Raw genomic sequence first — 20,292 nt, forward strand, 5'->3', positions numbered from 1 at the left:
TTCAATCAGCCTTATCAGCAGTGCGAGCGGTAGGTTTACGAAGACGGGACACCGGCGCCACATGGGCCGATCCGTTATTCAGGGCGATCATCAGCGCGGGCAGCCAGCGGCCCAGCAGGCTGAACAGATCGCCGGCGCCGACCTGGCGGTTGGCGGTTTTCAGTACACGACCAAGGCAGGCATCGTCGTCCCGGGTGGACGGTGTTGCCTTGAGCATGTCACGCAAAGACTGTTCAAACGGATCGTGCATACGCACCTCTCGTGATGTCTGTGAAAGACGCGGTCAAATTTGGTCGGGTCACATGGCTCACTGTCAAACCCAGCGCAAACGTCGGAATAACCACCACTGCCCGAGCGCTACCGAAACCATCAGCAGGCAGGCGACGAGGAAGCCATAGGGGCTTTGAGAAAATGGAATACCCCCGACGTTTATCCCCAAAAGACCGGTCAAAAAACTCATCGGCAAAAAAATCCCGGTGATGATCCCGAAGCGATACATCGTGCGGTTCATACGCACGCTCAATCGTCGGTCCTCAGCCTCCAGGACCAGCCCCACCCGCTCCCGCGTTAACTCAAGCTCCTCTAAATAGCGGGTCAGGCTGTTGTTCAACTCGTTCCAATAATCCCCGTCGTCCTCGACGAACCAAGGCAACTTGATCCGTGTCAGCTGACCGAAAATATCCCGCTGCGGAGCGAGAAAGCGCTTCAACGCAGCGGCCCGGCGACGGATCTGTAATACCTCTCCATGCTCGGGTGTATACCGTTCGTCGGCATCCAGCTTTTCCTCTTCCTCATCGACCACTTCCGAGAGGCAGCTGACCAGATCCTGCACCTTGTTGGTGAGGTATTGCGCCATATAAAGGATGAGTTCGGAGGCGGTTTTCGGTCCCTTGCCGTCGGCCAGTTGCACCAGCAGTTCTTCGGTGGCGCGCAATGGACGCAAACGCAGGGAAATCACCCGCTGGGCGGAGCCGAAGATCCGCACCGACACCATGTCTTCAGGCTCGGCCCCCGGATTGAGGTTCACCCCACGCAAAAATAGCAGCAGTTCGCTGTCCGAAAGCTGTAAAAGACGCGGACGGGTGTTTTCTTCCAGCAACAAGTCACAGCTGAACTCACTCAGACCGCTGGTCTTGCGCAACCAGGTCTGGGTTTGCGGGTGACTGCGATCCCAGTGCAACCACAGGCTTTCATGGGCCTGCAGCTGCAAGTCATCGAGTTCTGTCCGGGCTATCGAACGCGCACCGCCTTTACCGTCCAGCACCAGGGCATGTACCAACCCCCACTGCGCGTTTTCTTCCTCGAACATCCGCATTCCATTCTTCAAAAAAGTCGGCTGAATCTTACTCAGGCATGGCAAGCGGGCTTGGCGAGATGATCACGCCATTGTTGTCCGCATAGATGTACTGGCCTGGATGGAAGGTCACGCCGGCGAAGGTCACGGCAACGTTAAGGTCGCCGATACCGCGCTTGTCGGTTTTCATCGGGTGGCTGGCCAGCGCCTGAACCCCCAGGTCGGTTTGCGCGATGACGTCGACGTCACGGATGCAACCGTAGATCACCAGCCCTTCCCAGCCGTTTTTGGCGGCTTTCTCGGCCAGCATGTCGCCCAGCAGTGCGCGACGCAGGGAACCACCGCCATCAACCACCAGTACCTTGCCCTTGCCGTCGAGTTCGACCTGTTCCTTGACCAGCGAGTTGTCTTCGAAGCACTTGATGGTAACGATTTCGCCACCGAAGGAATCACGGCCACCGAAATTGCTGAACATCGGTTCCAGCACCTGTACCAGCTCCGGGTAGGCGTCGCACAGGTCAGGCGTAAGGTAATGGATCATCGAAAAACTCCTGTAAAAGAGGAAGACAGCACGAACATCACTGATGATTCAATCATCGAAAATGACCGGAACAGCTCAATTCGTCATATCTTAGCCGCAAGCCGATCAGAGCGAAATGCCCCTGATAGAGCGTCCAGCTTAGATTGCCGCAGCCAAATCCGCTTGTTCACCCATCAGCGGCGTTTGTTGATCCGCCAGCCAGCGGGCCACCAAAGGCCAGACCTCGGCCTGAGCGGGCTTGCTGACCAGCATCTCAACATGACCGAAATTATCGCCAAAGCCCTGCTCGCGGCCCAGGTTGATAAATTGCTTGTGCTCGGACCCCACCTGGTCGAACAACTTGCGACAAGCCCAGGCCGGGTCCTGATGGTCACCCACGGCACTCACCGCCAACACCGGTATTTTGACCTCGGCCAGACCCGCCCACCAGTCTTTGTCAGCATCGCCAAAGCGCCCGAACAAGCCGTACCAACGCATGCTTTCCAGGGCCAGGCCAATGGGTTCGTCCTCCGGACCACGCTTGAGCCGCGAACCGGACAATTGGGCAAACCGCTTGAGAATGAAGCGCCCGCTCCACTCGACCGGGGGAATTTTCAACGGCCAGTAAGTACGGCTGATTTGCGTGCCGAAAAACGCCGCGGACGCAACCACCGGCTCGCCGATGTACTCACCACCCAACGCTGCCGCCAGGGTAATGCCACCCAGTGAATGACCGACCCAATGCGGAACCTGCCCGGTTTGCTCGCGAACAAATGCGCCAATGGCCGGTAGATCGTAGCGCGCATAGTCGGCGACACGGTTCTTGCGGTAGTCCTGGTTGCGCCGGGACAGGCCGTGACCGCGCATTTCCGGAATCCACACATCGAACCCCAGGCGCGTCAAATAAGCGCCCAAACCCAGGCCCTTGGGGGAAAACCAGAAGCGTCGATTGGAAAAGCTGCCGTGCAACAGGATCACCGGCACACCACGCACCGCTGGCTCATCGGCCAAGCCCAGGCGCGTCACTGCCAACTCGACAGTCCCGTCAGGGCTGTTAGCAGGCTTCAAACGATAGACATCTTCGCTCAGATCACCGCGCCGCTCGGCGCTGATCAGGGCGACAGGAAATAGGTTGCTGCTGCTTTGCATAATCTCTTGCACAAAAAAGGGCGGCATCCAGAGGAGCCCGCCCTACTTCAATCTCAAAGCTGCGGCCAATGTGGGAGCGAGCCTGCTCGCGAAGGAGGCCGGGACAACGCGTTCATCCAGGAAAAACGCGTCATCGTTAGCGACCATCGCGAGCAAGCTCGCTCCTACAGAGAGCGAGCCGATTCACACACGATCAAGCCGAAGCCTGACCCTCAGCCAGGAAGAACCAGGTCTCCAGTACGGAGTCAGGGTTCAGCGAAACGCTTTCGATGCCTTGCTCCATCAGCCATTTGGCCAGGTCCGGGTGGTCCGAAGGACCCTGACCGCAAATGCCGATGTACTTGCCGGCCTTGTTGCACGCGGCAATGGCATTGGCCAACAGCTTCTTGACCGCCGGATTACGCTCGTCGAACAGGTGCGCGATGATCCCGGAGTCACGGTCCAGGCCCAGGGTCAGCTGGGTCAGGTCGTTGGAACCGATGGAGAAACCGTCGAAGAATTCGAGGAATTCTTCAGCCAGGATCGCGTTGGACGGCAGTTCGCACATCATGATGACGCGCAGACCGTTGTCGCCACGTGCCAGGCCGTTTTCGGCCAAAAGGTCCACCACCTGGCTCGCTTCGCCCAGGGTGCGAACGAACGGCACCATGATCTCGACGTTGGTCAGGCCCATGTCGTTGCGCACGCGCTTGAGGGCGCGGCATTCGAGCTCGAAGCAGTCGCGGAACGATTCGCTGATGTAACGCGAAGCGCCACGGAAGCCCAGCATCGGGTTTTCTTCTTCCGGCTCGTAGAGCTTGCCGCCGATCAGGTTGGCGTATTCGTTGGACTTGAAGTCCGACAGACGCACGATGACCTTTTTCGGCCAGAACGCCGCGGCCAGGGTGCTGATGCCTTCGACCAGCTTGTCAACGTAGAAGCCGACCGGGTCGTTGTAGCCGGCGATGCGCTTGTCGACACTTTCCTTGATGTCCTGCGGCAAGCCGTCATAGTTCAGCAGCGCTTTAGGGTGCACGCCGATCATGCGGTTGATGATGAACTCCAGACGGGCAAGGCCCACACCGGCGTTCGGCAGCTGGGCGAAGTCGAAGGCGCGGTCCGGGTTGCCGACGTTCATCATGATCTTGAACGGCAGCTCCGGCATGGCGTCCACGGAGTTCTTCTTGATGTCGAAGCCCAGCTCGCCTTCGAAGATGAAGCCTGTGTCGCCTTCAGCGCAGGAAACGGTCACGCCCTGGCCGTCTTTCAACAGCTGGGTGGCATTACCGCAACCGACAACCGCCGGGATGCCCAGCTCGCGAGCGATGATCGCCGCGTGGCAGGTACGGCCGCCCCGGTTGGTGACGATGGCGCTGGCGCGTTTCATGACCGGTTCCCAGTCCGGGTCGGTCATGTCGGAGACCAGTACGTCGCCTGGCTGGACCTTGTCCATCTCGGACACGTCCTTGATGATGCGGACCTTGCCGGCGCCAATGCGCTGGCCGATGGCACGACCTTCCACCAGCACGGTGCCGGTTTCTTTCAGCAGGTAACGTTCCATGACGTTGGCCTGGGTGCGGCTCTTCACGGTTTCCGGACGGGCCTGCACGATGTACAGCTTGCCGTCGTCACCGTCCTTGGCCCATTCGATGTCCATCGGGCACTGGTAGTGCTTCTCGATGATCATCGCCTGCTTGGCCAGCTCGCTGACTTCGGCGTCGGTCAGGCAGAAACGCACGCGTTCGGCCTTGTCCACGTCGACCGTCTTGACCGAACGACCGGCCTTCGCCTCGTCGCCGTAGATCATCTTGATGGCCTTGCTGCCCAGGTTGCGGCGCAGGATCGCCGGGCGACCGGCGGCCAGGGTGCCTTTGTGGACATAGAATTCATCCGGGTTCACCGCGCCTTGTACGACGGTTTCACCCAGGCCGTAGGCCCCGGTGATGAACACCACGTCACGGAAGCCCGATTCGGTATCGAGGGTGAACATCACGCCGGCAGTACCGGTTTCGGAACGGACCATGCGCTGTACGCCGGCCGACAGGGCTACCAACTTGTGGTCGAAGCCCTGATGCACGCGGTAGGAAATCGCGCGATCGTTGAAAAGGGAGGCGAATACTTCCTTGGCGGCGCGAATGACGTTTTCGACACCACGGATGTTCAGGAAGGTTTCCTGCTGACCGGCGAAGGAAGCGTCCGGCAGGTCTTCGGCGGTAGCGGAAGAGCGCACGGCCACGGCCACGTCGGGATTGCCGGCGGACAGTGTGGCGAAGGCGGCGCGGATTTCGGCGTTCAGTTTTTCAGGGAACTCGGCTTCCATGATCCATTGGCGGATCTGGGCGCCGGTCTTGGCCAGGGCATTCACGTCGTCGACATCCAGGGCATCAAGGGCGTCGTGAATCTGCTGGTTCAGGCCGCTCAGTTCCAGGAAGTCGCGATAAGCCTGAGCGGTCGTGGCGAAGCCACCGGGCACCGATACACCGGCACCTGCAAGGTTGCTGATCATCTCGCCCAGGGATGCGTTCTTGCCCCCCACATGCTCAACATCGTGTTTGCCGAGCTTATCGAGGGAAACTACGTACTCTACCAAGGTGATCTCTCCACTAACTGTGTTGGAAAAGCTCAGAAGCCGGCTGCTCGGGGGAGCGTTTGCCAGCTGTATGGCCTGGACCTGGAAAATAAGTGAGAATGCGGGCCATTGGCGGCCGGCAAACCGCGCCTATCATATCCAAGAATGCTCATTAGCTTAAGGCCCAAGGTGCAAATGAAACGATCTGCTTTCTTTATCTCCGATGGCACCGGCATTACTGCCGAAACCCTGGGTCAAAGCCTCCTGGCGCAGTTCGAAAACATTACCTTCAGCAAAGTCACGCGGCCGTACATCGACAGCGTGGACAAAGCGCGGGCCATGGTACAACAAATCAACAAGGCCGCCGAAACCGACGGCTTTCGCCCGATCATCTTCGATACCATCGTCAATCAGGATATTCGTGAGATCCTCGCGACTTCCAATGGTTTCATGATCGACATTTTCTCGACCTTCCTGGCCCCTCTCGAACAGGAACTGACCGAGCATTCCTCCTATACCGTCGGCAAATCCCACTCCATCGGTGCCAACACCAACTACATGGAGCGCATCGAGGCGGTCAACTTCGCCCTCGACAACGACGACGGCGCCCGTACGCATTATTACGACAAGGCCGACCTGATCCTGGTGGGCGTGTCGCGTTGCGGCAAGACCCCGACCTGTCTGTACATGGCCATGCAATTCGGTATCCGCGCGGCCAACTACCCGCTGACCGAAGACGACATGGAGCGCCTGACCCTGCCAAGCGCCCTGCGCGCCCACCAGCACAAGCTGTTCGGCCTGACCATCGACCCGGACCGCTTGACCGCGATCCGCAACGAGCGCAAGCCCAACAGTCGCTATTCAAGCTACGCCCAGTGCGAGTTCGAAGTGCGCGAGGTGGAAAACCTGTTCCGCCGCGAGAACATTCCGAATATCAACTCCACGCATTTCTCGGTGGAAGAGATCTCCGCGAAGATTCTGGTGGAGAAAGGCGTCGAGCGGCGGTTCAAGTAAATTTTCTGCGTTTGATCCGCCGTCTTCGCGAGCAGGCTCGCTCCCTCAGGGTTCATCTTTGTTTGCAAAGTTTGCATTCAACGCGGAACCACTGTGGGAGCGAGCCTGCTCGCGAAGAACGATAACGCTGTCCTTCAGATCACAAACAAATCCACAAACCGGTTCACCGGCGTTGCCTCAAGCCGCGCCTGGTCCTTGCACAACGCAAAAATCTCCTCGCTTCGCTGCGTCGTGAACCGCGTCGCCAGGTTCGCCTTGAACTTCTCTTCCAGCAACGGAATGCCCTCGACACGGCGCCGACGATGGCCGATCGGGTACTCCACCACCACGCTCCCGGTACTGGACCCATCCTTGAAAAACACCTGCACCGCATTGGCGATGGAGCGCTTGTCGGCCTCCAGATATTCACGGGTAAAGCGTGGGTCTTCGACGATCACCATTTTGTCGCGCAGTACATCGATGATCGGATGCGCCCTGTGGAAATCATCCTCGTAGTGTTCGGCCACCAGATTGCCGAAGGCCAGCGGCACCGCCGTCATGTACTGGATGCAGTGGTCGCGATCGGCGGCATTGGCCAGCGGGCCAACCTTGGAAATGATGCGGATCGCCGATTCGTGGGTGGTGATGACGATCCTGTCGATCTCGTGCAGACGGTTGCGCACTTGCGGGTGCAGCGTCACCGCCGCTTCGCAGGCGGTTTGCGCATGGAACTCGGCCGGGAAGCTGATCTTGAACAGCACGTTTTCCATCACATAGCTGCCGTAGGGACGGGAGAAACTGAAGGCGCGCTTGTCCTCGGGCTTGAGTGCCAGATCGCTGTTGGTGTGACTGAACAATACGTCGTAAAAGCCCCACTGTTTGGCACTCAAGACACCGGGAATCCCCATCTCGCCACGCATCGCGATGTCGGCCAGGCGCACGCCACGGCTTGAAGCATCGCCGGCCGCCCAGGATTTGCGCGACCCAGCATTCGGCGCATGACGGTAAGTGCGCAATGCCTGGCCGTCAGCAAAGGCATGGGACAACGCCGAGAGCAACTGCTCGCGGTTGGCCCTCATCAGTTTGGCGGTGACCGCCGTCGAGGCAACTTTCACCAGAATGACGTGATCGAGGCCGACACGGTTGAAGGAGTTTTCGAGTGCGATCACCCCCTGAATCTCGTGAGCCATGATCATCGCTTCAAGCACCGAGCGAAGGGTCAGCGGCGCATCGCCATTGGCCAGGCGCTTTTGTGATAAATGGTCAGCCACTGCAAGGATGCCACCCAGATTGTCCGACGGGTGACCCCACTCAGCGGCAAGCCAGGTGTCGTTGTAGTCGAGCCAGCGCACGATGCAACCGATGTCCCACGCTGCCTTGACCGGATCCAGCCGAAACGAGGTGCCAGGCACGCGTGCGCCGAATGGAACGACAGTACCTTCGACGACAGGCCCCAAGTGTTTGGTGCACTCGGGAAAACGCAACGCCAGCAGGCCGCAGCCCAGGGTGTCCATCAGGCAGTTACGGGCGGTGTCCAGGGCTTCACTGGACTCGACCTTGTAGTCCAGAACGTAATCGGCAATGTCCTGCAGGACCTGGTCGTAGTCGGGACGGTTGTTCAGGTCAACGTTGGCGCTCATGTTCGATTCACTCTGCAAGTGGTTCGTTGATGGGACCTCGGTTCAGGGCAATCTCAGCGAATGACTACTTTCTTATTTTGAAATTCGATCAACTGTGGGAGCGAGCCTGCTCGCGAAAGCGGTGTATCAGTCGACATCCATGTTGAATGTCAGTCCGTCTTCGCGAGCAGGCTCGCTCCCACAAGGGTTCAGTGCTCGATCAGAAAGAATCGCCTGGCACCCGAACAAACCCCTCCATCAACACCCGCGCACTGCGGCTCATGATGGCTTTGTTCACAGTCCATTCGCCGTTGACCTGGCTGGCCTCGGCGCCGACGCGCAAGGTGCCGGACGGGTGGCCGAAGCGCACCGCATTGCGCTCGACACCGCCGGCCGCGAGGTTGACCAGGGTGCCGGAAATCGCCGCCGCCGTGCCGATCGCCACCGCTGCCGTGCCCATCATCGCGTGGTGCAGCTTGCCCATGGACAACGCACGCACCAGCAGGTCGACATCCCCCGCCGCAATCGCCTTGCCGCTGGAAGCAACGTAGTCCGCAGGCTTGGCGACGAACGCCACCTTCGGCGTGTGCTGCCGCTTGGCCGCTTCGTCAATGTTGGAAATCAGGCCCATGCGCAATGCGCCATAAGCACGGATGGTTTCGAACATCAGCAGCGCTTTCGGATCGCCATTGATCGCGCCCTGCAACTCGGTGCCCTTGTATCCGATGTCTTCGGCATTGACGAAAATCGTCGGGATGCCGGCATTGATCATGGTGGCCTTGAACGTCCCGACGCCCGGCACCTCCAGCTCATCGATCAGGTTACCGGTAGGGAACATCGAACCGCCGGCGCCCTCTTCTTCCGCTGCCGGGTCGAGGAATTCGAGCTGCACTTCGGCCGCCGGGAAGGTCACGCCGTCGAGTTCGAAATCGCCGGTTTCCTGGACTTCACCGTTGGTGATCGGCACATGGGCGATGATGGTCTTGCCGATGTTGGCCTGCCACACGCGAACCACGGCCACACCGTTGTGCGGGATGCGGCTGGCGTCCACCAGACCGTTGCTGACGGCGAACGAACCGACCGCCGCCGAGAGGTTTCCGCAGTTGCCGCTCCAATCGACGAAAGGCTTGTCGATGGACACCTGACCGAACAGGTAATCGACGTCGTGATCGGCCTTGATGCTTTTCGACAGGATCACGGTTTTGCTGGTGCTGGAGGTCGCGCCACCCATGCCATCGATTTGCTTGTCGTAGGGGTCGGGGCTGCCAATCACACGCAACAAAAGGGCGTCGCGGGCCGGGCCCGGAACCTGCGCCGCTTCGGGCAGGTCCTGGAGGCTGAAGAACACGCCTTTACTGGTGCCGCCACGCATGTAAGTGGCTGGAATTTTAATCTGAGGTGCGTGAGACATGAGTGCTCCTTCAAAACAGACACGGGACTCAAAAGCCCCGTGTCTGTACTGCTTGTGTTAAACGGCAACCGCCGATTCTTCGAGGAAGTCCTGGGCGAAGCGTTGCAACACGCCGCCCGCTTCGTAGATCGACACTTCTTCAGCGGTGTCGAGGCGACAGGTCACCGGCACCTCGACGCGCTCGCCGTTCTTGCGATGGATGACCAGCGTCAGTTCGGCGCGCGGCGTGCGATCGCCGATCACGTCGTAGGTCTCGCTGCCGTCGATGGCCAGGGTATGGCGGTTGGTGCCCGGCTTGAACTCCAGCGGCAACACGCCCATGCCCACCAGGTTGGTGCGGTGGATGCGCTCGAAACCTTCGGCGGCAATCGCCTCCACACCCGCCAGACGCACGCCCTTGGCTGCCCAGTCGCGGGACGAGCCCTGACCGTAGTCGGCGCCGGCGATGATGATCAGCGGCTGCTTGCGGTCCATGTAGGTTTCGATGGCTTCCCACATGCGCATCACTTTGCCTTCCGGCTCGACGCGGGCCAGGGAGCCCTGCTTGACCTTGCCGTTCTCCTGGACCATTTCGTTGAACAGTTTCGGGTTGGCGAAGGTTGCGCGCTGTGCAGTCAAGTGGTCGCCACGGTGGGTCGCGTAGGAGTTGAAGTCCTCTTCCGGCAGGCCCATTTTCGCCAGGTACTCGCCAGCGGCGCTGTCCAGCATGATCGCGTTGGACGGCGACAGGTGATCGGTGGTGATGTTGTCCGGCAGCACCGCCAGCGGGCGCATGCCCTTGAGCGGACGCGCCCCGGCCAGTGCGCCTTCCCAGTACGGCGGACGGCGGATGTAGGTGCTCATCTCGCGCCAGTCGTACAGCGGCGCGACTTTCGGGCCGGTGTCTTCGTGGATGGCGAACATCGGGATGTAGACCTGGCGGAACTGCTCCGGCTTCACCGAGGCTTTCACCACGGCGTCGATTTCTTCGTCGCTCGGCCAGATGTCCTTCAGACGGATTTCCTTGCCATCGACCACGCCCAGCACATCCTTTTCAATGTCGAAACGGATGGTACCGGCAATGGCGTAAGCGACCACCAGCGGCGGCGAAGCGAGGAATGCCTGCTTGGCGTACGGGTGAATCCGACCGTCGAAGTTACGGTTGCCCGACAGCACAGCGGTGGCGTAAAGATCGCGGTCGATGATTTCCTGCTGGATCACCGGGTCCAACGCACCGGACATGCCGTTGCAGGTGGTGCAGGCGAAAGCCACGACGCCGAAACCGAGCTGTTCCAGCTCATCGGTCAGGCCGGCTTCATCCAGGTACAGCGCCACGGTTTTCGAACCCGGCGCGAGGGACGATTTGACCCATGGCTTGCGGGTCAGGCCGAGCTTGTTGGCGTTGCGCGCCAGCAGGCCGGCGGCGATCACGTTGCGCGGGTTGCTGGTGTTGGTGCAGCTGGTGATGGCGGCGATGATCACCGCGCCATCCGGCATCTGGCCTGGAACGTCTTCCCACTGCCCGGAGATGCCTTTGGCCGCCAGATCCGACACCGCGACGCGGGCGTGCGGATTGCTCGGGCCGGCCATGTTGCGCACGACCGAGGACAGATCGAAGGTCAGGCCGCGCTCGTACTGCGCGCCCTTCAGGCTGTCCGCCCAGAGGCCGACCTGCTTGGCGTAGCTCTCAACCAACTGCACCTGCTCGTCTTCACGGCCAGTCAGCTTGAGGTAGTCGATGGTCTGCTGGTCGATGTAGAACATCGCAGCGGTGGCGCCGTATTCCGGGGCCATGTTGGAAATGGTGGCGCGGTCGCCGAGGGTCAGCGCGGCGGCGCCTTCACCGAAGAATTCCAGCCACGCACCCACCACTTTTTGCTTGCGCAGGAACTCGGTCAGCGCCAGCACCATGTCGGTGGCGGTGATGCCCGGTTGCAGCTTGCCAGTCAATTCGACACCGACACTTTCCGGCAGACGCATCCACGATGCGCGACCGAGCATCACGCTCTCGGCTTCCAGGCCACCGACGCCGATGGCGATCACGCCCAGCGCATCGACGTGCGGGGTGTGGCTGTCGGTGCCGACGCAGGTGTCGGGGAACGCGACGCCGTCACGCACCTGGATCACCGGAGACATTTTCTCCAGGTTGATCTGGTGCATGATGCCGTTGCCTGGCGGGATCACGTCGACGTTCTTGAACGCCTTTTTGGTCCAGTTGATGAAGTGGAAACGGTCTTCGTTGCGACGGTCTTCGATGGCGCGGTTCTTCTCGAACGCCTCGGGATCGAAACCGCCACGCTCGACGGCCAGGGAGTGGTCGACGATCAGTTGGGTCGGCACCACCGGGTTGACTTGCGCCGGGTCACCGCCTTGCTGGGCGATGGCGTCGCGCAGGCCGGCGAGGTCCACCAGCGCAGTCTGGCCGAGAATGTCGTGGCACACCACGCGGGCCGGGAACCACGGGAAATCGAGGTCGCGCTTGCGCTCGATGAATTGCTTGAGGGATTCGGTGAGCGTGGCCGGGTCGCAGCGACGCACCAGGTTTTCCGCCAGCACGCGGGAGGTGTACGGCAGGGTGTCATAGGCACCGGGCTGGATGGCCTCGACCGCCGCACGCACGTCGTAATAATCCAGATGGCTGCCAGGCAGCGGTTTACGGAATTCAGTGTTCATCGTCAGGACTCGGTCACGGTAATTACAAAGGGTGGGGCCTGGCGCCAAAACTGAAGAGAACTCGGTCAAATGTGGGAGCGGGCTTGCTCGCGAAAGCGGTGTATCAGTCGACATCAATGTTGAATGTCAGTCCGTCTTCGCGAGCAAGCCCGCTCCCACATTGGTCACCGGTTCACTCAGTAACCAGCGCACTAGCCCCCACCATTCAGCGTTGTTCGATTGGCACGAACTTGCGCTGTTCGACGCCGACGTACTCGGCGCTCGGGCGGATGATTCGGTTGTTGGCGCGTTGTTCGTACACGTGAGCGGCCCAGCCGGTCAGGCGCGAGCAGACGAAAATCGGTGTGAACAACTTGGTCGGGATGCCCATGAAGTGGTACGCCGAGGCATGGTAGAAGTCGGCGTTCGGGAACAGTTTCTTCTGTTCCCACATGGTCTTGTCGATGGCTTCGGAGACCGGGAACAGCACCTTGTCGCCCACTTCTTCAGCGAGTTTTTTCGACCAGCCCTTGATCACCTCGTTGCGCGGATCGTTGTCCTTATAGATCGCGTGGCCGAAGCCCATGATCTTGTCCTTGCGCTCGAGCATGCCGAGGGTGCCCTGGATCGCCTCTTCCGGCGACGAGAAGCGCTCGATCATTTCCATCGCTGCTTCGTTGGCGCCGCCGTGCAGTGGACCGCGCAGCGAACCGATGGCTGCGGTGACGCAGGAGAACAGGTCGGACAGGGTCGAGGCGCATACGCGGGCGGTGAAGGTCGAGGCGTTGAATTCGTGCTCCGCGTAGAGGATCAGCGAAACGTTCATCACCTTGACGTGCAACTCGCTCGGTTTCTTGCCGTGCAGCAGGTGCAGGAAGTGGCCGCCGATGGACTGCTCGTCGCTCACGCATTCGATGCGCTTGCCTTCGTGGCTGAAGCGATACCAGTAGGTCATGATCGCCGGGAAGGCGGCCAGCAGGCGGTCGGTCTTGTCGTGTTGCTCGGAGAAGTTGTGCTCCGGTTCCAGATTGCCCAGGAACGAGCAACCGGTGCGCATCACGTCCATCGGATGGGCGTCGGCGGGGATGCGTTCCAGCACTTCTTTCAGCGCTTGCGGCAGGTCGCGCAGCTTGCTCAGCTTACTGATGTAGGCGGCCAGCTGTGTTTTGCTCGGCAGTTCGCCGTAAAGCAGTAGGTAGGCGACTTCTTCGAATTGTGCGTCAGCCGCCAGTTCGCGAACGTCGTAGCCGCGATAGGTGAGCCCTGCGCCCGACTGGCCCACGGTGGACAGTGCGGTTTGCCCGGCAACCTGGCCACGGAGCCCGGCGCCACTGAGTACTTTTGCTTCGGCCATTGCTGTCTCCAATTTTTGAATTTGTTAGGGAAACTTGCCTGTAGGAGCGAGCTTGCTCGCGATGCTGGATGGCACACCGCTGTGCATCAGGGACACAGCGTTATCGTTGACGTCCATCGCGAGCGAGCTCCTACAGGTACAGGGTGTTCATTACTTCTTCGCGGCAAACAACGCATCGAGCTTCTGCTCGAAGGTGTGGTAGTCGATACGATCGTAAAGCTCCATGCGGGTCTGCATGGTATCGATGACATTCTGTTGCGTGCCGTCGCGGCGGATCGCGGTGTAGACGTTTTCCGCAGCCTTGTTCATGGCGCGGAACGCCGACAGCGGGTACAGCACCAGCGACACATCCGCGCCAGCCAGTTGTTCGGTGGTGTACAGCGGTGTCGCGCCGAATTCGGTGATGTTGGCCAGGATCGGCGCTTTCACGCGGCTGGCGAACAGCTTGTACATTTCCAGTTCGGTGATGGCTTCCGGGAACACCATGTCGGCGCCGGCTTCGATGCAGGCCGCAGCGCGATCCAGTGCGGACTCCAGACCTTCCACCGCCAGGGCGTCGGTACGGGCCATGATCACGAAGCTGTCATCGGTACGGGCATCGACGGCGGCCTTGATGCGGTCGACCATCTCCTGCTGCGAAACGATTTCCTTATTAGGACGGTGGCCGCAGCGCTTGGCGCCAACCTGGTCTTCGATGTGAATCGCCGCCGCGCCGAACTTGATCATCGACTTGACGGTACGGGCGACGTTGAACGCCGAGGAACCGAAACCGGTGTCCACGTCCACCAGCAGCGGCAGGTCGCAAACGTCGGTGATGCGACGCACGTCGGTCAGTACGTCATCCAGCCCCGTGATACCCAGGTCCGGCACACCAAGTGAGCCGGCCGCGACGCCGCCACCGGACAGGTAAATGGCCTTGAAACCGGCACGCTTGGCCAGCAGTGCGTGGTTGGCATTGATCGCGCCGACCACTTGCAATGGATGCTCGCTGGCGACCGCATCGCGGAAACGCTGGCCTGGAGTGCTCTTGTTGGAACTCATGACTCACCTCGTTTGGCTGTCGGATTGGCGCCGTCCTGGTAATGACGGGCGATGTTGCGTTTGGACGCGCCGATGTGACGGCGCATCAACAACTCGGCCAGTTCACCGTCACGGTCGGCGATGGCATCGAGAATTCGGTGGTGTTCGGCAAAGGCCTGGTGCGGGCGATTGGGCGTGGTGGAAAACTGAATGCGGTACATGCGCACCAATTGATACAGCTCGCCGCAGAGCATTTGCGTCAGGGTGCGGTTACCGCTGCCCTGGATGATTCGGTAGTGGAAGTCGAAATCGCCTTCCTGCTGGTAATAGCCTCGACCCGCCTGAAACGCTTCATCGCGCTCGTGGGTTTCGAGGACGCGGCGCAGTTCGTCGATTTCTTCAACGCTCATGCGCTCGGCGGCCAGGCGACAGGCCATGCCTTCGAGGGATTCGCGGATTTCGTAGAGTTCCAGCAGCTCGGCGTGATTGAGCGACACAACCCGTGCGCCGACGTGCGGCACGCGAACCAGCAGGCGCTGACCCTCCAGGCGGTGGATGGCCTCGCGCAGCGGGCCGCGGCTGATGCCATAGGTACGCGCCAGCTCCGGTTCGGAGATTTTGCTGCCCGGGGCAATCTCACCTTTGACGATGGCCGCCTGAATACGCCGGAATACGTTCTCGGAAAGCGTTTCAGTATCGTCTGAAAGTGAAACCGGGGGTTCGAGTTGGTCCAGCATATTGTCGACACCTTGAAAGCCAATGCCGCAAAAACTAACGAATACCGGCGCCACAGTCAAAGGATAATTGGATATTGTCGACAATCGTCTAATAACCACCTGCACCATAAAGACGCAGCAAGCCTGTTTATAGTCGCCCGGCAGCGCTGGCGCCATAAAAACACCGTGCTAGAATGCCGCCCGCATTTGTTTGTCACATCTGCACTGTCTGTCATAAAACTCTGATAGGCATACGAGGAGCTTGCGCAGCAATGCCAGGGTCTTGAATCGAAACACGGACCGCTGCGCACCAGGATTTATGAGACTCAAGCCCTTCCCTGCATTCCTTTATTTTCTTTGCCTGCCAGGCGTCGCCGTGGCGGGGGAAAAGACTGTGTATGGCCTCAATGAGTACGCGTCGTTGGGCGGCATCGACCTGGAAGTGGCAGCCAAACTCGATACCGGGGCAAAAACCGCCTCGCTGAGTGCCCGGGACATCAAGCGCTTCAAACGCAATGGCGAATCCTGGGTGCGCTTCTACCTGGCCATCGACGCGGCCCATTCGCACCCGATCGAACGCCCGCTGGCCCGCGTCAGCAAGATCAAGCGCCGGGCCGGCGACTACGACCCGGAAGAAGGCAAGAAGTACACTGCCCGCCCGGTGATCGAACTGGATATCTGCATGGGCTCGGCCTTACGCAGCATCGAAGTGAACCTGACCGACCGTAGCGCGTTCCAATATCCGCTTTTGATTGGCTCCGAAGCGCTCAAACGCTTCGATGCGCTGGTCGACCCCAGTCTTAAATACGCTGCCGGCAAACCCGCCTGCGCCACCGACGCTCATACCGCAGAGTAATTCCAATGCGCTCTCTTACCCTTCATCTGAAAATGCTGATCGCCATCCTGGTGGTGCTGGGCATTTCAGTCACGGCCTATCAGATCTTCGTGCTGGGCATTCCCGTGACCGAGGACGCCACCGACGACTTGTGGAACATCGACGCCAAGGTCGAGTTCGTCGCCAGTGCCAAGGACCCGGTCAAGATTCAGATGTTCGTGCCGCCGCTGAGCCGCGATTACGTCAGTCTCAACGAAAGCTTCATTTCCAATAACTACGGTGTGGCGGTCAACCGGGTCGACGGCAACCGCAAGGTCACCTGGTCGGCACGTCGGGCCAAGGGCAACCAGACCCTTTACTACCGTCTGGTGCTGACCAAACGCTACAGCGCCGAGAAGTCCAAGATCAAAGGCCCGACCTTCCGCGACAGCATCGCCATCGAAGGTCCTGAAAAAATCGCCGCCGAAGCCCTGCTCGCGCCGATCCGCCAGCATTCGGCCGACGTCGAAACCTTCGTCGGCGAAGCGATCAAACGTGTCAACAATGTCAACGACGACAACGTGAAGCTGCTGTTGGCAGGCGATCCGTCTACGGCGCAAAAAGCCAGGATCGTCGAACTGGTGCTGTCCATCGCCCATGTGCCAGTGGAAAAAGTCCACACCATTCGCCTGGTGTCCGATCAACCGCAGACGCCTGAACTCTGGCTGCGCAGCTTCAACGGCACCGACTGGCTGTACTTCAACCCGGAAACCGGTGAACAAGGCCTGCCGACCGACCGCCTGCTGTGGTGGACCGGTGACGAAAACCTGATCACCGTCGATGGCGGCAAGAAAGCCACTGTCACCTTCAGCATGAACAACAGCGAAATGAACGCCATTCGCCTGGCCAAGCTGACCGACGAAAACACCGACGCCAATTTCCTCGAGTACTCGCTGTACGGTTTGCCGCTGCAAACCCAGCAAACCTTCATGATCATGGTGATGATCCCCATCGGCGTGCTGGTGATCCTGATCCTGCGCAACCTGATCGGCCTGCAGACCCTCGGCACCTTCACCCCGGTGCTGATCGCCCTGGCCTTCCGCGAAACCCAGCTCGGCTTCGGTATCGTGCTGTTTACGATCATCACGGCCCTGGGGCTGTCGCTGCGCTCCTACCTTGAACACCTGAAGCTGCAAATGCTGCCGAGGCTGTCGGTGGTGCTGACGTTCGTGGTGGTCTTGATCGCGGCCATCAGCCTGCTCAGCCACAAACTCGGTCTGGAGCGCGGGTTGTCGGTGGCGCTGTTCCCGATGGTGATTCTGACCATGACCATCGAACGCCTGTCGATCACCTGGGAAGAGCGTGGCGCCGGCCATGCCATGAAAGTGGCGATCGGCACGCTGTTCGCCGCGACCCTGGCGCACCTGATCATGACCATTCCGGAGCTGGTGTACTTCGTGTTCACCTTCCCGGCGATCCTGCTGATCATGGTGGGCTTCATGTTGGCGATGGGTCGCTATCGCGGCTACCGCCTGACCGAACTGGTGCGTTTCAAGGCCTTCCTGAAAAAGGCTGACGCTTGATGTTCGGCTTCTGGAAGACCTGGAAGGCCCTGGAAGCCCGGGGCATCATGGGCATCAATCGGCGTAATGCCGACTACGTGCTCAAGTACAACAAGCGCAGCCTGTACCCGATTGTGGATGACAAGATCATCACCAAGGAACGCGCCATCGCCGCCGGCATCCACGTGCCGGAGCTGTACGGGATCATCTCCACCGAGAAGGAAATCGACAAGCTCGACGAAATCATCGGCGGGCGCAGCGACTTCGTGATCAAACCGGCCCAGGGCGCCGGCGGCGACGGCATCCTGGTGATCGCCGACCGCTTTGAAGGTCGCTATCGCACCGTGTCCGGCAAGATCATCAGCCACGAGGAAATCGAGCATCAGATTTCCAGCATCCTGACCGGTCTCTACTCCCTCGGCGGGCACCGCGACCGGGCGCTGATCGAATACCGCGTGATTCCGGACCAGATCTTCAAGAGCATCAGCTACGAAGGCGTGCCCGACATCCGCATCATCGTGCTGATGGGCTACCCGGTCATGGCCATGCTGCGCCTGCCGACCCGCCAGTCCGGCGGCAAGGCCAACCTGCACCAAGGGGCCATCGGCGTCGGCGTCGACCTCGCCACCGGCCTGACCCTGCGTGGCACCTGGCTGAACAACATCATCGCCAAGCACCCGGACACCACTAACGCGGTGGACGGCGTGCAACTGCCCTACTGGGACGGTTTCATGAAACTCGCCGCCGGGTGCTATGAGCTGTGCGGCCTGGGGTATATCGGTGTCGACATGGTGCTCGACCAGGAAAAAGGCCCGCTGATTCTTGAGCTCAATGCGCGACCGGGCTTGAACATCCAGATTGCCAATGATTGCGGTCTGACCTTGCGCACCCATGCGGTGGAGGCACGACTGGAAGAGATGAAGGCCCGCGGCGTGACTGAAAGCGTCGAGGAGCGCGTGGCGTTTGTGCAGGAGATGTTTGGGCATATTCCGCCGGTCGAGGGTTGATCCTGGACCGAGTTGCGTCCTTCGCGAGCAGGCTCGCTCCCACAGGAACTGCGCGATCCCCTGTGGGAGCGAGCCTGCTCGCGAAAGCTGACTGACCGTCACCACGATCTCCAGCCCTGCCCCCAATCTGCCAATCCCCGACATCCCCTCTAGGAGCAATTCCCCGAGGGGACTACAATCGCCACCCCGCCTCGATGGCCGACCCAATCCCCCCATGCTGACCTGTTCCGTACACCCGTTGCCCTATCGCGCCAACCCTGCCGACTACTTCGCGGCCATTCGTCATGCCCCCGGTGCCGTGCTGCTCGACAGTGGCCGCCCCAGCGCCGAGCGTGGCCGGTTTGATCTGCTCAGCGCCTGGCCGCTGGAACAACTGGCAGTGGCGCCTGACGAAAGCGGTGGCGATTTCCTGCAACGCCTGCGCGATAACCTGACGCGACTGGGTGAAGCCTCCCTGCCCGCACCTTACGAACTGCCATTCGTTGGCGGCTTGATCGGCTACCTGAGTTACGACTTCGGCCGCCACCTGGAAAATCTGCCAAGCCAGGCCCTGGATGATCTGCAACTGCCGGATGCAAGATTCGGCGTGTACGACTGGGCACTGATCAGCGATCACCACCAGGCCACCAGCCAATTGGTGTTCCATCCGACGCTGGTCGACAGCGAGCGCCAGCGCCTGATCCAGCTGTTCAGCCAGGCAGTGCCTGAAACGCCCGAGCCGTTCAAGCTGCAAGCGCCGATGAAGGCCGACCTGAGCGCGGATCAGTATCACCAGGCAATCGAGCGCATTCAGCAATACATCCAGGCCGGTGACTGCTACCAGGTCAACTTCGCCCAACGCTTCCGCGCGCCTTGTGAAGGTGATCCCTGGGCAGCCTATTCCGCGCTGCGCCTGGCCTGCCCGACGCCGTTTTCCGGTTTCCAGAGCCTGCCTGATGGCGGTGCCGTGCTGAGCCTGTCACCGGAACGCTTCGTCAAAGTCAGCGAACGTCACGTGGAAACCCGCCCGATCAAAGGCACGCGCCCTCGCGGCCTGACGCCGGCCGAAGATGCCGCTAACGCCGCCGAACTGCTGGCCAGCCCCAAGGATCGCGCAGAGAACCTGATGATCGTCGATCTGCTGCGCAACGACCTCGGTCGCACCTGCCGCACCGGTTCGGTCAGTGTCCCGGAGTTGTTCAGCCTGGAAAGCTACCCCAACGTGCATCATCTGGTGAGCAGCGTGACCGGCGAACTGGCGGATGACCGGGATGCGCTGGACCTGATCGCCGGCAGCTTCCCCGGCGGCTCGATCACCGGCGCGCCGAAGATTCGCGCAATGCAGATCATCGACGAACTGGAGCCGACCCGACGCGGCTTGTATTGCGGCTCACTGTTATACCTGGACGTGCGCGGCGAGATGGACAGCTCCATCGCCATTCGCAGCTTGCTGGTCAAGGATGGGCAGGTGTGTTGCTGGGGGGGCGGCGGGATTGTGGCCGATTCCGAATGGCAGGCCGAGTACCAGGAGTCGATCACCAAGGTAAAAGTGCTGCTCGATACCCTGCAAAACCTGTAGGAGCGAGCCTGCTCGCGATGACCCCAAGAACGCAGCGGGGTGTCAGGCATCCCGTGTTATCGTTGACGACCATCGCGAGCAGGCTCGCTCCTGCAA

Annotated in this window: 16 protein-coding genes; 5 read left to right on the forward strand and 11 right to left on the reverse strand. The window is 60.5% G+C overall.

The window, feature by feature from the left end; genetic code table 11:
• Position 1 precedes the first annotated feature (1 nt).
• From HNQ83_RS24070 to ppsA, 5 genes are all read right to left on the reverse strand, one after another.
• Positions 2-250, reverse strand: a complete 249-nt coding sequence (locus tag HNQ83_RS24070; RefSeq protein WP_175391250.1) for a CrfX protein — start codon at positions 248-250, stop codon at positions 2-4.
• Positions 251-313: 63 nt separating this feature from the next.
• Entirely contained in the window at positions 314-1,309 is a 996-nt protein-coding gene (locus HNQ83_RS24075) for a zinc transporter ZntB (protein WP_175391251.1), read from the reverse strand.
• Positions 1,310-1,343: 34 nt separating this feature from the next.
• Positions 1,344-1,832 carry a ribonuclease E activity regulator RraA gene (gene rraA, locus HNQ83_RS24080; RefSeq protein ID WP_175391270.1) on the reverse strand — a complete coding sequence of 163 codons (489 nt, stop codon included), beginning with the start codon at positions 1,830-1,832 and terminating at the stop codon, positions 1,344-1,346.
• Between the two features lie 141 nt (positions 1,833-1,973).
• Positions 1,974-2,963, reverse strand: coding sequence for an alpha/beta fold hydrolase (locus tag HNQ83_RS24085; protein ID WP_175391252.1), 990 nt, complete (start codon positions 2,961-2,963; stop codon positions 1,974-1,976).
• A 193-nt stretch (positions 2,964-3,156) separates the two neighbouring features.
• Entirely contained in the window at positions 3,157-5,532 is a 2,376-nt protein-coding gene (gene ppsA / locus HNQ83_RS24090) for a phosphoenolpyruvate synthase (protein WP_175391253.1), read from the reverse strand.
• Between the two features lie 174 nt (positions 5,533-5,706).
• Here ppsA and HNQ83_RS24095 point away from each other — a divergent pair, with 174 nt between their 5' ends.
• A complete protein-coding gene (locus HNQ83_RS24095) occupies positions 5,707-6,525 on the forward strand; it encodes a pyruvate, water dikinase regulatory protein (protein WP_175391254.1) in 819 nt (272 codons plus the stop codon).
• Positions 6,526-6,659: 134 nt separating this feature from the next.
• Here the strand turns inward: HNQ83_RS24095 and prpD are convergent, their stop codons facing one another.
• The 6 genes from prpD to HNQ83_RS24125 form a co-directional block, all read right to left on the reverse strand.
• On the reverse strand, positions 6,660-8,144 hold the full coding sequence (gene prpD / locus HNQ83_RS24100; RefSeq protein ID WP_175391255.1) for a 2-methylcitrate dehydratase: 1,485 nt from the start codon (positions 8,142-8,144) through the stop codon (positions 6,660-6,662).
• A gap of 199 nt (positions 8,145-8,343) precedes the next feature.
• Entirely contained in the window at positions 8,344-9,534 is a 1,191-nt protein-coding gene (gene prpF / locus HNQ83_RS24105) for a 2-methylaconitate cis-trans isomerase PrpF (RefSeq protein WP_175391256.1), read from the reverse strand.
• Between the two features lie 57 nt (positions 9,535-9,591).
• Entirely contained in the window at positions 9,592-12,186 is a 2,595-nt protein-coding gene (gene acnD, locus HNQ83_RS24110; RefSeq protein ID WP_175391257.1) for a Fe/S-dependent 2-methylisocitrate dehydratase AcnD, read from the reverse strand.
• 205 nt (positions 12,187-12,391) lie between these two features.
• Complete coding sequence (prpC, locus tag HNQ83_RS24115) at positions 12,392-13,519, reverse strand: 2-methylcitrate synthase (protein ID WP_175391258.1); 1,128 nt, start codon at positions 13,517-13,519, stop codon at positions 12,392-12,394.
• 150 nt (positions 13,520-13,669) lie between these two features.
• Positions 13,670-14,560, reverse strand: a complete 891-nt coding sequence (prpB, locus tag HNQ83_RS24120; RefSeq protein WP_077045475.1) for a methylisocitrate lyase — start codon at positions 14,558-14,560, stop codon at positions 13,670-13,672.
• Positions 14,557-15,276: a GntR family transcriptional regulator gene (locus HNQ83_RS24125; RefSeq protein WP_372241929.1), complete on the reverse strand. Its 720-nt coding sequence runs from the start codon at positions 15,274-15,276 to the stop codon at positions 14,557-14,559. Before HNQ83_RS24125 ends, prpB begins: the two co-directional genes overlap by 4 nt.
• Positions 15,277-15,574: 298 nt before the next feature.
• Here HNQ83_RS24125 and HNQ83_RS24130 point away from each other — a divergent pair, with 298 nt between their 5' ends.
• The 4 genes from HNQ83_RS24130 (at position 15,575) to pabB (ending at position 20,196) form a co-directional block, all read left to right on the forward strand.
• Complete coding sequence (locus tag HNQ83_RS24130) at positions 15,575-16,111, forward strand: ATP-dependent zinc protease (protein WP_175391259.1); 537 nt, start codon at positions 15,575-15,577, stop codon at positions 16,109-16,111.
• A gap of 5 nt (positions 16,112-16,116) precedes the next feature.
• Positions 16,117-17,652 carry an inactive transglutaminase family protein gene (locus HNQ83_RS24135; protein ID WP_175391260.1) on the forward strand — a complete coding sequence of 512 codons (1,536 nt, stop codon included), beginning with the start codon at positions 16,117-16,119 and terminating at the stop codon, positions 17,650-17,652.
• Positions 17,652-18,638, forward strand: coding sequence for an alpha-L-glutamate ligase-like protein (locus HNQ83_RS24140; protein WP_175391261.1), 987 nt, complete (start codon positions 17,652-17,654; stop codon positions 18,636-18,638). Before HNQ83_RS24135 ends, HNQ83_RS24140 begins: the two co-directional genes overlap by 1 nt.
• A gap of 214 nt (positions 18,639-18,852) precedes the next feature.
• The gene (pabB, locus tag HNQ83_RS24145) at positions 18,853-20,196 is read left to right on the forward strand and encodes an aminodeoxychorismate synthase component I (protein ID WP_175391262.1); all 1,344 of its coding nucleotides are present in this window, start codon (positions 18,853-18,855) and stop codon (positions 20,194-20,196) included.
• Positions 20,197-20,292: the final 96 nt, after the last annotated feature.

It is taken from the genome of Pseudomonas sp. C2B4 (assembly GCF_013359695.1).
In the GTDB taxonomy this organism is placed as follows: Bacteria; Pseudomonadota; Gammaproteobacteria; order Pseudomonadales; family Pseudomonadaceae; genus Aquipseudomonas.